The following is a 14,137-nucleotide window of genomic DNA, read 5'->3' on the forward strand; positions in this document are numbered from 1 at the left end:
TTTGCCCCCGCCCCCATCGGGAGGCACTGCCTCCCGAACCCTCCAGATTTTTAAGCTAAAGGGAGGCTCGGAGGCGCTCGCCTCCGAACGGGTCCGGGCGGTCGCCCGGCCGCGCAGCGGAGTTCTTCCGCAACCTGTTAAAGCGTGATGCAGATTGAACGCATCATGCCTTAGCCGATCAGGGGCAAACTCCCTCGGTGCGCGGGCAGGTCTGCGGCGCGGGCGAGTCCTGCGGCTCCAGACCGACCCAGCTCTGCAACAGCGCTTCGTCGAACCCGGCCAGCCTGTGGCCACCGCACTCGATCAGCGGGCGGCGGATCAGCAGCGGGTCGAGGCACATCTGCGCCAGCGCCTCGTCGGCGGCAATCGTCTCGGGCACCACCGCCCCCGATTTGACCCGCGGCGCGGCGCAATTGAACCATTCCGCCACCGGACGGTCGCCGAAGAAGGGCCGCAGCGTCGCGGGCGTCCAGGCCTGGACCCGGATGTCGAGGGCGACGACGTCATGGCCCGACTGAGTCAGAATCTGCTTTTGCCGAGTGTTGTTGATGCAACCCGGCTTTTCATAAAACACGATCACGGCCATTCCCTGCGTCTCCTTCTTCGTTTTGTGTTTTCAGGACATTCGACAGGGCCAGCAGCCCAGGGACCTGGGCCCGGATCTCCTCGGCGACAGTCTTGTCGAGCTTGCCGAGCCAGGCGGTAGGGATATCCCGAACCCCATAGGTCGCCCCGGCCAGCATCCCGGCGATTGCGCCGGTGGTGTCGGCGTCGCCGCCCTGATTGACCACTTCGGTCAGACAGGACCGGAACGAATCGGTCAGAAAATAGAAATGCAGCACGGTCTGCATCGTATCGACGATGTAGGCGGTCGATTGCCCGTGGAAGACCTCGAAACGGAACGTCTTGTGCGTCTCGACCAGCTTGCGGGCGACGTCGCGGGCCTCGCGCATTCCCCGCCCCATCACCAGCGCCTGGGTCATCCGCGCCAAAGCCAGGGTGGCGTCGTCGGACAGCGGATGGTTGTGGGTGACGTGCGCTTGGGCAATTGTCCACCGATCGAGCAGATCGGGACGGCCCAGCGTCGCCAGCGCCAGCGGCAGGTTGCGCATTGCCGCGCCATTGCCGGCATCGCCATCGCAATAGGCGCCTTCGACGCTGCCATTGGTGATGTAGCGGCGGATGCCGCGCCGACAGGTGTTGCCGACATCGACCGGGCCGCTTTTCAGCCAGGCGGCGAACTCGTCGCAAATGTCGGTCAAGTCAAAGCCCTGGCGGCGGACCAGCGAGCGGCCCAGGCACAGGCACATCTCGGTATCGTCGGTGACCTGCCCCGGCGCCAGATGCAGCCAGCCGCCGCCGATCATCTTGCGATGCAGCCGGTATTTCGCCTCGATCTCGCCCCGCGTCATGAATTCGACGGTCGCGCCCAGCGCGTCGCCGACGGCGAAGCCCAGATAGGCCCCGAGGGCGCGCTCGATCAGGGAAGGTTCGGTCATCAGGGCCTCTCGGTCATCGTCAAAAGCGGGGGGTGACTTAAAAACCGGCTTCGTCGCGAAGCCATCACAGATAATCGGCGCGAACCCGGTAATCGCCGCCGATCACCAGGAACTCGCCTTCGCCCTTCAGCGGGTGGAGCGACAGCAACGTGTTAAAGAACATCACCTTCACCACCGGCACCCGGACGGTCAGGATGGTATCGCCGAAACAATCGGCCACCCCTCGGTCGCTGGAAAAAGACGCAAGGTTGTTCAGTCGCATCACCACGGTCTTGCGGTCGATCCGTTCAACGATCTGATGTTCCTCGAACGAATTGACCCCGCGGAAGAGAGTTATATGGCGCTCTCCGGGCGCAGCATGAACAGAGAGCGCCCACTGACAGAATTCGTAAAGGATATCGAGCTGGCAGTAAATTGAATTATTATGAAATCTGCTCGACATTTTCTCTTCTACGTAGGAAATCCAGCCCGGCGTCGAGAATCTGGTGATCATCTCCTTATGATACGTCGGGAACAGGCCGAACCTGCTTTCGACCCACCCCTTCAGCACCGCGCCTTCGGGGCCGTTGGAATCGTAGCCCCACCCTTTCAACAGGCGCAGGAAGCTCGACCGATAGCGGCGCGGCACGCCGCTTTGGCCGCCGTCGCTTTCATGCTGCTCGGGATCAATCCCGAACATCGCCTGCATGTATTTCATAAAGGCGTCACCGGCGTCGGCCAGCCCTTCGGAAAAACCCAGCATCTCGAACAGGCGGCGATTCATCTCGCACACGCCAGACAGATGTATTTCGCGCGGATCCTCGTTGAAGGCGTCGCTCCCCAACAGGTTGGTGGAGAGCCCCACCAGATTGGTGCTGTGTCCAAGTCGGCGATGTGTCGGCTGGTCCATGGCGGGCGATAGACTCTCATCAAAAGGTGCAGGCGCCCCTATGCAAGAAGCGTACCCGACTCTGTGTGTCATCCCGCCGCCCGTGTGACCGCCGCTGTTCGGCTTCGAACACTCCGTCGTCGGGTTGTCGCGTTCCGAACAGCAGCCTGTTTTTTAGGCATATGCCTCGCGACACAGAACAATAGTCTGATTCCAAACGATATTGCCACAATCGACAGCAGACAAAGCCTTGTTCCACCCCACCCCAGGCACTTGGCACAGACCATGCAAGGGTAGGCTCGTGGCGGAGGCGAGACCCTCAGCCGACGGTTTCGGAAGGCAGACAGAAAGGAACTCCAACATGCCTCGTCAGATCGCATTTTACGGCAAGGGCGGTATCGGCAAGTCCACCACCTCGCAGAACACCCTCGCGGCGCTGGTCGAAATGGATCAGAAAATTCTGATCGTTGGCTGTGACCCCAAGGCCGATTCGACCCGACTGATCCTGAATTGCAAGTTGCAGGACACCGTGCTGCACCTCGCCGCCCAGGCGGGTTCGGTCGAAGACCTCGAACTCGAAGACGTGATGAAGATCGGCTACAAGGGCATCAAGTGCACCGAAGCCGGTGGGCCTGAGCCGGGCGTCGGCTGCGCCGGTCGCGGCGTCATCACCGCGATCAACTTCCTTGAAGAGAACGGCGCTTACGACGACGTCGATTACGTCTCCTATGACGTGTTGGGCGACGTGGTGTGCGGCGGCTTCGCGATGCCGATCCGCGAGAACAAGGCCCAGGAAATCTACATCGTCATGTCCGGCGAAATGATGGCTCTGTTCGCCGCCAACAACATCGCCAAGGGCATTCTGAAGTATGCCGGTTCGGGCGGCGTCCGTCTCGGCGGCCTGATCTGCAACGAGCGTCAGACCGACCGCGAGCTTGATTTGGCCGAGACCCTGGCCAAGCGGATCAACACCCAGATGATCCACTTCGTGCCGCGCAACAACATCGTCCAGCACGCCGAACTGCGTCGCCAGACCGTGATCCAGTACGCCCCGGATTCGTCGCAGGCTGCCGAATACCGCTCGCTCGCGACCAAGGTCCACGCCAATGGCGGCAAGGGCACCATTCCGACCCCGATCACGATGGAAGAACTCGAAGACCTGCTGCTCGAATTCGGCATCATGAAGTCCGACGATCAGGCCCTGGCCGAGCTGGAAGCCAAGGAAAAGTCGGTCGGGTAAAGCCGGACCGGTCCGCCCGTCCCGCCGGTTTCGATCCGGCCGGTGGGACAGGCGGAGGATAAAGAACACGCGGAAAGGAGAAGGGGCATGAGCCTCGACAACATCAACGACACCGCCGCCAACGAGGCTCTGATCAAGGAAGTCCTCGATCAGTATCCGGAAAAGGCTGCGAAGAAGCGTGCGCGCCACCTCGGCACCGTCAAGAGCGACGCCGAAGGCAACCCGACCTGTGGCGTCAAATCCAACATCAAGTCGGTTCCCGGCGTGATGACCGTCCGTGGCTGCGCCTATGCCGGTGCCAAGGGCGTGGTGTGGGGTCCGGTCAAGGACATGGTCCACATCTCGCACGGCCCGATCGGCTGCGGTCAGTATTCCTGGTCCCAGCGCCGCAACTACTTCACCGGCACCGTCGGCATCGACAGCTTCGTCACCATGCAGGTGACCTCTGACTTCCAGGAACGCGACATCGTTTTCGGTGGCGACAAGAACCTGGACAAGATGATCGACGAGCTCGAAGTCCTGTTCCCGCTCAACAACGGCATCTCGATCCTGTCCGAGTGCCCGATCGGTCTGATCGGCGACGACATCGAAGCCGTGTCGAAGAAGAAGGGCAAGGAACTCGGCAAGAAGGTCATTCCGGTCCGCTGCGAAGGCTTCCGTGGCGTGTCCCAGTCGCTCGGCCACCACATCGCCAACGACGCGATCCGGGATTGGGTGTTCGACAAGGGCATCCCCGAGTGGGAAGGCACCCCCTATGACGTCAACCTGATCGCCGACTACAACATCGGCGGCGACGCCTGGCCGTCGCGCAAGTTGCTGGAAGAGATCGGTCTGCGCGTGATCGGCTCCTGGTCCGGCGACGCGACCCTGGCTGAAATCGAGCGCGCCCCCCGCGCCAAGCTGAACCTCATCCACTGCTACCGGTCGATGAACTACATCTGCCGCCACATGGAAGAGAAGTACGAAATTCCGTGGGTGGAATACAACTTCTTCGGCCCGACCCAGATCGCTGCCAGCTTGCGCAAGATCGCGGCCCAGTTCGACGAGACCATCCAGGCCAATGCCGAAAAGGTCATCGCGAAGTACCAGCCGCTGGTCGATGGCGTCCTCGCCCGCTTCAAGCCGCGGCTCGAAGGCAAGACCGTCATGCTGTATGTCGGCGGCCTGCGCCCCCGTCACACCGCGACCGCCTATGACGATCTCGGCATGGTCATCGTTGGCACCGGCTACGAATTCGCCCACAACGACGATTATCAGCGCACCGGCCATTACCTGAAGGAAGGCACGCTGGTTTACGACGACGTCTCCGAATTCGAGTTGGAGAAATTCATCGAAAAGCTGCGTCCCGACCTGGTCGGCTCCGGCATCAAGGAGAAGTACTCGACCCAGAAGATGGGCGTGCCCTTCCGCCAGATGCATTCGTGGGATTATTCCGGCCCCTATCACGGCTATGACGGCTTCGCCATCTTCGCCCGTGACATGGACATGGCCGTCAATGCCCCGATCTGGAGCAAGCTGAAGGCCCCGTGGAAGGCCGCGTAAAGCGCCTCCCCAGGTTCCGACCTACGATCGTTCGCACGTAAATTCCCTCCCCGCGTGTCGCCCAATATCCGGGGGCGCGGGGAGGCGGGAAGGAGTTTGTTTGTCATGCCCCAGAGCGCCGACAACATCAAAGACCACATCTCCCTGTTCTCGGAGCCCGAGTACACGAAGCTGCTGGCGGAAAAGAAGGCCCAGTTCGAGTGCCGTCCGACCGACGACGCCGTCGCCGCCCAGCTCGAATATTCCAAGTCGTGGGAATATCGCGAGAAGAACTTCGCCCGTGAGCACGCCGTCATCAACCCGCACAAGGCCTGCCAGCCGCTGGGCGCGGTGTTCGCCGCCGCCGGGTTCGAAGAGACCCTGCCCTACGTCCACGGCTCGCAGGGCTGCGCCGCCTACTTCCGCTCGCACCTCGCCCGTCACTTCAAGGAATCCTCGGCCTGCGTGTCCGACTCGATGACGGAAGACGCGGCGGTGTTCGGCGGTCTCAACAACATCGTCGAGGGCCTTCAGAACGCTCTGAAGCTCTACAAGCCCAAGATGATCGCGGTTTCGACCACCTGCATGGCCGAAGTCATCGGCGACGATCTGTCCGCCTTCATCGGCACCGCCAAGGAAAAGGAATCGGTTCCGGCCGACTTCCCGGTTCCCTTCGCCCACACCCCCTCGTTCGTCGGCAGCCACGTCGTCGGCTACGACAACATGATCAAGGGCATCCTCAACTACTTCTGGGATCGGGCCCAGGGTGAGATCGTCCGTGGCGAGTCGAACGGCAAGATCAACATCATCCCCGGTTTCGACGGTTACGCCACCGCCAACAACCGCGAGCTGAAGCGCTATCTCGACACGATGGGCGTCGATTACACCCTGATCAGCGATGTTTCGGACGTGTTCGACACCCCCACCGACGGCACCTACCGGATGTATGACGGCGGCACCAAGCTCGACGACGTCCGCGACGCGATCAACGCCAAGGCCACCATCGCCTTGCAGGAATATTGCTCGCCGAAGACGGTCGAATACATCGAGTCGAAGGGTCAGCCGACCACCTCGTTCAACTATCCGCTGGGCATCAGCGCCACCGACGCCCTGCTGATGAAGATCTCGGAACTGTCGGGCAAGCCGATCCCCGAGAGCATCGAAAAGGAACGCGGTCGTCTGGTCGATGCCATCGCCGACAGCCAGGCCTGGCTGCACGGCAAGAAAGTCGCCCTGTTCGGCGATCCCGACTTCGTCTACGCGATGGCCGTGTTCCTGATGGAACTGGGCTGCGAACCCACCCACTGCCTGTGCACCAACGCCGGCAAGGAATGGGAAGCGAAGATGAAGGCGCTGCTCGCCTCCAACCCCTTCGGCGCCGACGCCAAGGTGTGGGTCGGCAAGGATCTGTGGCACCTCCGCTCGCTGCTGTTCACCGAGCCGACCGACCTGATCATCGGCAGCTCGTATGGCAAGTATCTGGAAAAGGACACCGGTATTCCGCTGGTCCGTCTGACCTTCCCGATCTTCGACCGTCACCACCACCACCGCTTCCCGCTCTTCGGATATCAGGGCGCGTTGCGGGTTCTGGTCGAAATCCTCGACCGGATCTTCGAGGTGACCGACGCCTCGAGCGACATCTCCTACGACCTTACGCGCTAACTCCTCTCTTCTCTCGCGCGTAAGGACGGGAAGCCCCGGAGCCAAAAGCTCCGGGGCTTTCGTTTTGGCGGGGCAGACGGCGCGTCGCGCGTCCGGCCCCGCCGTCGCTTACTTCCAGATCGGCTTGCCCGAGCCGGGCAGGCCGTATTCGCTCCACCGCTGGCTGACCCGGTCGATGATGTCGTCGCTCATCCGCAGGGTGACGCCCCACTCGCGGTGAGTCTCGGGCGGCAGCTTGTTGGTGGCATCAAGCCCGATCTTGCCGCCCAGGCCGGACTCGGGACTGGCGAAATCGAGATAATCGATCGGGGTTCCCTCGACGACGGTGATGTCGCGGGCGGGGTCCATCCGGGTGCTGACCGCCCACATCACGTCTTTCCAGTCGCGCACATTGATCTCGGCATCCACGACGATGACGAACTTGGTGTACATGAACTGTTTCAGGAACGACCAGATCCCGAACATCACCCGCTTGGCGTGGCCGGGATAGGCCTTCTTGATCGAGACGACGGCGATCCGATAGCTGCATCCCTCGGGCGGCAGCCAGAAATCGACGATCTCGGGGAATTGCTGGGTCAGCAGCGGGATGAACACTTCGTTCAGCGCTTCGCCCAGCACGCTCGGCTCATCCGGCGGCCGTCCGGTGAAGGTCGACAGATAGATCGGATTGCGCCGCATCGTGATTGCCGAGACGCGGAACACCGGGAATTTCTCGACCGAATTGTAATAGCCGGTATGGTCGCCGTAAGGGCCTTCGTCGCCATACTCGTCGAGCATGACATGGCCCTCCAGCACGATCTCGGCCTCGGACGGAACCTTCAGCGGCACGGTGCGGCACTCGACCAGATCGACCTTGCGCCCGCGCAACAATCCGGCGAACTGGTATTCCGACAGGGTTTCCGGCACCGGGGTCACCGCCGCGATGATGGTGCCGGGATCGGCCCCGATCACCACCGCCACCGGCAGCGGCTCGTGCTTCTTCGCCGCCCAGCGCTGGTAATGCTGCGCCCCGCCGCGATGCTTCAACCAGCGCATCAAGGTGGTGTTGCGACCGGTCACCTGCATCCGATAGATGCCGAGATTGTAATCGTCGCGGGAATCGTGGTCGGCCCCCTCGGCGCGGGGACCGCGGGTCACCACCAGCGGCCAGGTGATCAGCGGAGCGGGTTCGCCCGGCCAACAGCCCTGGATCGGCAATTGGGTCAGATCGACGGCGTCTCCGGTCAGCACCACTTCCTGGCACGGCGCGACGCCGACGGTGCGCGGACGCATCGCCATCACCTGCCGGGCCAGCGGCAGCAGACCCAGCGCCTCGCGCAGGCCGCCCGGCGGTTCGGGCTGTTTCAGGAAGGCCAGGGTCTCGCCGACCTCGCGCAATTGCGACGGTTCGCGATCCATCCCCCAGGCGACCCGCTCGACCGTGCCGAACAGATTGACCAGCACCGGCATGTCGTAGCGCGAGCCGTCCGGCTTCAGCACGTTTTCGAACAGCACCGCCGGTCCGCCCTCGGCGAGCAGACGGGTCTGAATCTCGGTCATTTCGAGATGCGCCGACACCGGAGCCCGGACCCGGCGCAGGCGGCCGGTCTCCTCCAGGCGGGCGATGAAGTCGCGCAACGATTCGTAGGGCATCAACGATTTCTCCGGCAGGCTCGGGCGGGTTCAGGGGACGACGGAACACCCGCCGCCGTCAAGTCCCTGACGTGGCCCGTGCGCGTGCTTCACGTCGGAACGATTTGCCTGTACCCTTCCGGACGGGAAGGGCTGGTCCAATCCGGGGTTGATGCGCTGTCATGGCTTTGGTTCAGAAAGAACAGCGGTACCGCGTCCTGATCGAGCTGGGCATCGCCCTGTCGGCCGAACGCAATCACAATCGGCTGATGGAGAAGATTCTCCAGGGCGCCAAGGGGATGTGCAACGCCGATGGCGGCACGCTCTATCTGGCGACCGAGGCGCAGGACGCCCTGCGCTTCGAGATCATGCTGAACGATAGCCTCAACATCGCGATGGGCGGCACCACCGGCAAGGCGATCCCGTTCCCGCCGCTGAAGCTGTACGACGAAGACGGGGCTCCCAATCACCGCAACGTGTCGAGCCATTGCGCCCTGACCGGGACGACGATCACCATCGCCGACGCCTATCACGTCGATAGCTTCGATTTTTCCGGCACCAAGGCGTTCGACCAAAGCACCGGCTATCGCTCGCAATCCTTCCTGACCGTGCCGTTGAAGAATTACGAGGGCGAACTGATCGGCGTGCTGCAACTGATCAACGCCCGCGACGACGCCAATCAGGTGATCGCCTTTGGCGACGACATCGTGCCGCTGATCGAGGCGCTGGCCAGTCAGGCCGCGGTGGCGCTCGACAATCAACGGCTGATCGAAGCGCAACGGACTCTGTTCAAGAGCTTCATTTCGGTGATCGCCGGATCAATCGACGCCAAAAGCCCCTATACCGGCGGCCATTGCCACCGGGTGCCGTCGGTGACCTTCATGCTGGCCCGCGCCGCCTGCGACGCGACCGAAGGACCGTTCGCCGATTTCTCGCTGACCGAGGACGAGTGGTACGAACTGGAGATCGCCGCCGGTCTGCACGATTGCGGCAAGGTCACCACCCCGGAATACATCGTCGATAAGGCCACCAAGCTCGAGACGATCTATAACCGCATTCACGAGGTGCGGATGCGGTTCGAGGTCGCCAAGCGCGACGCGGTAATCGCCTGTCTCGAAGGATTGCTGGCCGGGACCGAGGCGGCCGAGGTGCTGACCCGCCGCCGCGACGAGACCCTGGCCCGGCTCGATGCCGATTTCGCCTTCGTCGCCGAATGCAATGTCGGCGGCGAGTTCATGGCCCCCGAGAAGGTCGAGCGGCTGAAGGCGATCGCCGCCGGAACCTGGACCCGCACCCTGGACGACCGGCTGGGCCTGTCGATCGACGAATTGCGCCGCCGCCCCGCCGAGCCCACCCCGCCGCCCGCTTTGGAATCCCTGCTGGCCGACCAGCCGTGGCACAAGATCCCGCACGAAACCCCGGTCGATGTCGCCCGCTACGAGGCCGAGGGCTTCAAGATCCTGCCGCTGGAAAACCGCTACGATCTGGGCGAGATCTACAATCTGTGCATCGGGCGCGGCACCCTGACCGCCGAGGACCGCTTCAAGATCAACGATCACATCGTCCAGACCATCCTGATGCTGAAAGCGCTGCCCTTCCCGCGCAACCTGTCCCGGGTGGCGGAATGGGCCGGGGGGCATCACGAGAAGATGGACGGCACCGGCTATCCGCGCGGTCTGACCCGCGAGCAGATGTCGCTGCCGGCCCGGATGATGGCGATCGCCGACATCTTCGAGGCGCTGACCGCCGCCGACCGTCCCTACAAGAAACCGAAGACCCTGTCCGAATCCCTGAAGATCATGTCGTTCATGGCCAAGGACCAGCATATCGACCCGGATTTGTGGCGATTGTTCCTCACCTCGGAGGTGTGGCAGCGCTACGCCGACGAGTATTTGCGGCCCGAACAGGTCGATTCCGTCGATCTCGCCGCGCTGCTGCCCGCGACGGGCTGATCCGAACCGCGATGGCCAGCCTGCGCGCCCATCTGGCCGCCAGCGTCGATGGCTTCATCGCGGATCGAGACGGCTCGGTCGCATGGCTGGCGCCCTATCGCAGCCTGTCCGAGGGGGCCGAGGCGTTCCTGGCCGGGATCGGCACCCTGGTGATGGGGCGGGCCACCTATGAGGCCAACCGCGCCGGGGGCGGCTGGCCCTATGGCGGGCGGCGTTGTCTGGTGGTGACCTCGCGGACGATCGACACCGCCCCGGACGGGGTCGAGCCGTGGCTGGGCGATCTCGCGATGCTGGCCGAGGAATTGCGCGAGGCCCCGGGCGGCGATGTCTGGGTGGTGGGAGGCGGCAAGGCGATCCGCGCCTTCCTCGATCTTGGCGCGATCGATTACCTTGACCTGTTCGTCGTCCCGCTGCTGTTGGGCGGCGGTCGGCCATTGTTCCTGCCAAGCGAGATCGGCACCCGCCTCAGCCTGCTGACCAGCACGGCCTATCCCGATGGAATCGTCCGCCTCAGCTACCGGGCCGGATAGAGCGTCCGCGGTCACGGTTTCGTCATCGTTTCCCGTCTGGACAGGGGGAGGGTGGCAGGCTATGACAACCGGGTAACCCTTCAGTCCGAGTATCCCAGCATGAGATGGAGCCTTCCCAAGGTCGCGGTGTCGCCCGATCTGAAGCCCAATCTGTGGGATTTGGCGCTGATTCCGGTCGTGTTCGCCCTGCTCGCCCTGCTCGCCTATGGCGGGGCGCAGATGATCACCCCCTTCGACGTCGGCACGCCGCTGCCGATGTCGCTCGAACCCGAGAACCTGCCCTATTACCTGCTGCGCAGCGCGCTCCGGATGGGGGCGGCGCTGATCTGCTCGCTGATCTTCACCCTGGTGTTCGGCATCGTCGCCTCGAAGATTCCGGCGCTGGAGAAGGTGCTGATCCCGATCCTCGACATCTTGCAATCGATTCCGATCCTGGGCTTCCTGTCGATCACCGTCGCCGGATTCATCGCCCTGTTCCCCGGCAACCTGCTGGGAGTCGAATGCGCGGCGATCTTCGCGATCTTCACTTCCCAGGCGTGGAACATGGCGTTCAGCCTCTATTCCTCGCTGAAAACGGTGCCCAACGACCTGATCGAAGCGTCGCGGGTGTTCCATCTGTCGCCGTGGCAACGCTTCTGGCGGCTCGACATGCCGTGGGCGATGCCGGGGTTGGTGTGGAACATGATGGTGTCGGTGTCGGGCGGCTGGTTCTTCGTCGTCGCCTCCGAGGCGATCTCGGTCTCGAACCAGACCATCATGCTGCCCGGGGTCGGCTCTTATATCGCGCTGGCGATCGCCGCCCGCGACCTGTCGGCGATCTGCTGGGCCATCGTCGCGGTGCTGGTCGGCATCGTGATCTACGACCAGTTGATGTTCCGCCCGCTGGTGGCCTGGACCGACAAGTTCCGCGTCGATACCGGACCGGGCGAGCAGCGGCCGGAATCCTGGCTGTTGACCCTGATGCAGCGCGGGCGGCTGTTCCGCCTGCTGGCGCAGATTCCGGTGTCATTGTGGGAGGGCCTGGCCGGGATGCGCCGCCGCAAGGCCGATGCCGCCCCGCGGCGGCGGATCGTGCTGCCGCACCTGACCCTGCCCGGCTGGGCCGGGTGGGTCTGGGACGGGTTCCTGCTGGTCGTCACCGGAATCGCCCTGGTCCAAGTCGCGCTGTTCGTTCATGGCTCGGTCAATCTGGCCGAAGTCTGGCAGGTGCTGCTGTATGGGCTGGCGACCACCGCCCGCATCGTCGTGCTGATCGCGCTGGCCTCGCTGATCTGGGTACCGGTCGGCGTCTGGGTCGGCCAGCGTCCGGTGGTGGCGCAGAACGTCCAGTGGATCGCCCAGTTCCTGGCCGCGTTCCCGGCCAATCTGATGTTTCCGGTCGCGGTGATGCTGATCGTCTATTTCGACCTCAACGTCGATGTCTGGACCAGCCCGCTGATGATTCTCGGCACCCAATGGTACATCTTATTCAACGTCGTCGCCGGGGCGGCGGCGATCCCGCAGGACATGAAGGACGCGGCCGGCAATCTGGGGCTGACCGGCTGGATGAAATGGCGACGCTTCATCCTGCCCGCGATCTTCCCCTCCTACGTCACCGGGGCGTTCAACGCCTGCGGCGGGTCGTGGAACGCCTCGATCGTGTCGGAGATGGTCAGTTGGGGCGACACTCAGCTTGAGGCAACCGGGCTGGGGTCTTATATCGCCCGTGCCACCATCGACGGCGATTTCCCCCGCATCGCGCTGGGGATCGCGGTGATGTGCCTGTTCGTGATGGGCTTCAACCGTTTCCTGTGGCGCCCGCTCCACACCCTGGCGGCCGAGCGGCTGCGCCTCGACTAACCGAACCAATACCCGCGAAGAAAAGGGGTCCTGACATGGCCGAGCCGACCCTCCCCCCCCAAGCCCTGCTGGAACTGCGCGGCGTCCGCAAATCCTTCCGCACCCCGGAGCGGCACGAACGCACCGTGCTGGAAGGCGTCGACTTCCGGTTGGAGGAAGGCGAGATCGTCGCTTTGCTCGGAAAATCGGGCTCGGGCAAATCGACCCTGCTGCGAATCATGGCCGGGCTGATCCGCGCCAATGGCGGCGACGTGCTCTATCGCGGTCAGGCGGTGACCGCGCCCGCGCGCGGGATCGCGATGGTGTTCCAGTCCTTTGCCCTGTTCCCCTGGCTGACGGTGCAGGAGAATGTCGAGCTGGGGCTGGAGGCGGGCGGAATCGGCCCGGCCGAGCGCGAGGAGCGCGCCGCCGAGGCGATCGAGATGATCGGACTGGGTGGGTTCGAAAGCGCCTATCCCAAGGAATTGTCTGGGGGCATGCGCCAGCGCGTCGGCTGCGCCCGCGCCCTGGTGATGCGGCCCGACGTGCTGCTGCTCGACGAGCCGTTCTCGGCGCTCGACGTGCTGACCAGCGAGACCCTGCGCGAGGATCTGCTCGATCTGTGGGCCGAGCGCAAAATTCCGACCAAGGGAATCCTGCTCGTCTCGCACAATATCGAGGAAGCGGTGTCGATGGCCGACCGGGTGCTGGTGTTCTCCAGCGATCCCGGACGGGTGCGGGCCGAGGTCAAGGTCGGGCTGCCCCAGCCACGCGACACCGAATCCCCCGCCTTCCGCCAGATCGTCGATGAAATCTACTCGCTGATGACCGCCCATGTCCGCGGTGGTGGGGCCGGGGCGCAGGAACAACTGACCCTGGGCTACCGCCTGCCCGACACCACGCCGGGCAAGATGGCCGGTCTGCTCGAAACGATCGCCGAGGCCCCCTTCAACGGCCGCGCCGATCTGCCGCAACTGGCCGAGGAAACCGAACTCGAAGACGATTCGCTGTTCCACCTGTTCGAGGCGCTGCGGGTGATGGGACTGGCCCGGATCGCCTCGGGCGACATCTTCCTCACGCCATTGGGCCAGACCTTCGTCGATGCCGACGATGCCGGGCGCAAGGATCTGTTCGCCGAGGCGCTGTTACGCAACATCCCGCTGGCTGCCCATGTCCGCAAGGTGCTCGACGAACGGCGCGATCATCGCGCCCCCGAAGATCGCTTCTTGCAGGAATTGCAGGATTACCTCACCGACGACGAGGCGGAGCGGGTGCTGGAAACGGCGATCACCTGGGGCCGCTATGCCGAGATTTTCGATTACGACTATAATTCCGGCGTGCTGATGCTGCCCGAGGACGAAGAAGAGGAGGAGGCCGGAACCGACAGCCCCTCGTCCGGCTCCGCCGCGGCCGAATAAGGCGCACCGCTCCCGCCG

General features: G+C 63.8%; 11 protein-coding genes. 7 read left to right on the forward strand and 4 right to left on the reverse strand.

Annotated elements, in window-relative coordinates; all coding sequences use genetic code 11:
- Positions 1–178 precede the first annotated feature (178 nt).
- The 3 genes from BLW40_RS09420 to BLW40_RS09430 form a co-directional block, all read right to left on the reverse strand.
- Positions 179–586 carry an ArsC/Spx/MgsR family protein gene (locus BLW40_RS09420; RefSeq protein WP_074767876.1) on the reverse strand — a complete coding sequence of 136 codons (408 nt, stop codon included), beginning with the start codon at positions 584–586 and terminating at the stop codon, positions 179–181.
- On the reverse strand, positions 564–1,499 hold the full coding sequence (gene draG, locus BLW40_RS09425) for an ADP-ribosyl-[dinitrogen reductase] hydrolase (RefSeq protein WP_074767878.1): 936 nt from the start codon (positions 1,497–1,499) through the stop codon (positions 564–566). Before draG ends, BLW40_RS09420 begins: the two co-directional genes overlap by 23 nt.
- Before the next feature lie 64 nt (positions 1,500–1,563).
- Positions 1,564–2,388 (reverse strand): NAD(+)--dinitrogen-reductase ADP-D-ribosyltransferase, encoded by an 825-nt coding sequence (locus BLW40_RS09430; RefSeq protein ID WP_074767880.1) that lies wholly within the window; start codon positions 2,386–2,388, stop codon positions 1,564–1,566.
- A 340-nt stretch (positions 2,389–2,728) separates the two neighbouring features.
- On the opposite strand from BLW40_RS09430, the gene nifH reads away from it, so the two are divergent.
- The 3 genes from nifH to nifK all read left to right on the forward strand — a co-directional run bounded on the left by nifH (position 2,729) and on the right by nifK (position 6,790).
- Positions 2,729–3,607, forward strand: a complete 879-nt coding sequence (nifH, locus tag BLW40_RS09435) for a nitrogenase iron protein (protein WP_074767882.1) — start codon at positions 2,729–2,731, stop codon at positions 3,605–3,607.
- Positions 3,608–3,694: 87 nt separating this feature from the next.
- The gene (gene nifD, locus BLW40_RS09440; protein ID WP_074767884.1) at positions 3,695–5,149 is read left to right on the forward strand and encodes a nitrogenase molybdenum-iron protein alpha chain; all 1,455 of its coding nucleotides are present in this window, start codon (positions 3,695–3,697) and stop codon (positions 5,147–5,149) included.
- Positions 5,150–5,254: 105 nt separating this feature from the next.
- Positions 5,255–6,790 carry a nitrogenase molybdenum-iron protein subunit beta gene (nifK, locus tag BLW40_RS09445; RefSeq protein WP_074767886.1) on the forward strand — a complete coding sequence of 512 codons (1,536 nt, stop codon included), beginning with the start codon at positions 5,255–5,257 and terminating at the stop codon, positions 6,788–6,790.
- Positions 6,791–6,898: 108 nt separating this feature from the next.
- On the opposite strand, the gene BLW40_RS09450 is transcribed toward nifK, so the two are convergent.
- Complete coding sequence (locus BLW40_RS09450) at positions 6,899–8,422, reverse strand: UbiD family decarboxylase (RefSeq protein ID WP_074767888.1); 1,524 nt, start codon at positions 8,420–8,422, stop codon at positions 6,899–6,901.
- Between the two features lie 161 nt (positions 8,423–8,583).
- Between BLW40_RS09450 and BLW40_RS09455 the strand changes: the two genes are divergently transcribed.
- The 4 genes from BLW40_RS09455 to BLW40_RS09470 all read left to right on the forward strand — a co-directional run bounded on the left by BLW40_RS09455 (position 8,584) and on the right by BLW40_RS09470 (position 14,119).
- On the forward strand, positions 8,584–10,353 hold the full coding sequence (locus tag BLW40_RS09455) for an HD domain-containing phosphohydrolase (RefSeq protein WP_074767890.1): 1,770 nt from the start codon (positions 8,584–8,586) through the stop codon (positions 10,351–10,353).
- Between the two features lie 11 nt (positions 10,354–10,364).
- Positions 10,365–10,883, forward strand: a complete 519-nt coding sequence (locus BLW40_RS09460; protein ID WP_074767892.1) for a dihydrofolate reductase family protein — start codon at positions 10,365–10,367, stop codon at positions 10,881–10,883.
- Between the two features lie 99 nt (positions 10,884–10,982).
- Positions 10,983–12,722 carry an ABC transporter permease gene (locus tag BLW40_RS09465; protein WP_074767894.1) on the forward strand — a complete coding sequence of 580 codons (1,740 nt, stop codon included), beginning with the start codon at positions 10,983–10,985 and terminating at the stop codon, positions 12,720–12,722.
- A 35-nt stretch (positions 12,723–12,757) separates the two neighbouring features.
- Positions 12,758–14,119, forward strand: coding sequence for an ABC transporter ATP-binding protein (locus BLW40_RS09470; RefSeq protein ID WP_074767896.1), 1,362 nt, complete (start codon positions 12,758–12,760; stop codon positions 14,117–14,119).
- Positions 14,120–14,137: the final 18 nt, after the last annotated feature.

The organism is Magnetospirillum fulvum (genome assembly GCF_900108475.1).
GTDB classification, from domain to species: Bacteria; Pseudomonadota; Alphaproteobacteria; order Rhodospirillales; family Magnetospirillaceae; genus Phaeospirillum; species Phaeospirillum fulvum_A.

Excerpts from the sequence above, each read along its gene's own strand:
- draG (WP_074767878.1), bottom strand. The coding sequence starts at position 1,499 with ATGACCGAACCTTCCCTGATCGAGCGCGCCCTCGGGGCCTATCTGGGC.
- BLW40_RS09465 (WP_074767894.1), top strand. The coding sequence starts at position 10,983 with ATGAGATGGAGCCTTCCCAAGGTCGCGGTGTCGCCCGATCTGAAGCCC.
- BLW40_RS09420 (WP_074767876.1), bottom strand. The coding sequence starts at position 586 with ATGGCCGTGATCGTGTTTTATGAAAAGCCGGGTTGCATCAACAACACT.
- BLW40_RS09455 (WP_074767890.1), top strand. The coding sequence starts at position 8,584 with ATGGCTTTGGTTCAGAAAGAACAGCGGTACCGCGTCCTGATCGAGCTG.
- nifH (WP_074767882.1), top strand. The coding sequence starts at position 2,729 with ATGCCTCGTCAGATCGCATTTTACGGCAAGGGCGGTATCGGCAAGTCC.
- BLW40_RS09470 (WP_074767896.1), top strand. The coding sequence starts at position 12,758 with ATGGCCGAGCCGACCCTCCCCCCCCAAGCCCTGCTGGAACTGCGCGGC.
- nifK (WP_074767886.1), top strand. The coding sequence starts at position 5,255 with ATGCCCCAGAGCGCCGACAACATCAAAGACCACATCTCCCTGTTCTCG.
- nifD (WP_074767884.1), top strand. The coding sequence starts at position 3,695 with ATGAGCCTCGACAACATCAACGACACCGCCGCCAACGAGGCTCTGATC.
- BLW40_RS09430 (WP_074767880.1), bottom strand. The coding sequence starts at position 2,388 with ATGGACCAGCCGACACATCGCCGACTTGGACACAGCACCAATCTGGTG.
- BLW40_RS09450 (WP_074767888.1), bottom strand. The coding sequence starts at position 8,422 with ATGCCCTACGAATCGTTGCGCGACTTCATCGCCCGCCTGGAGGAGACC.
- BLW40_RS09460 (WP_074767892.1), top strand. The coding sequence starts at position 10,365 with ATGGCCAGCCTGCGCGCCCATCTGGCCGCCAGCGTCGATGGCTTCATC.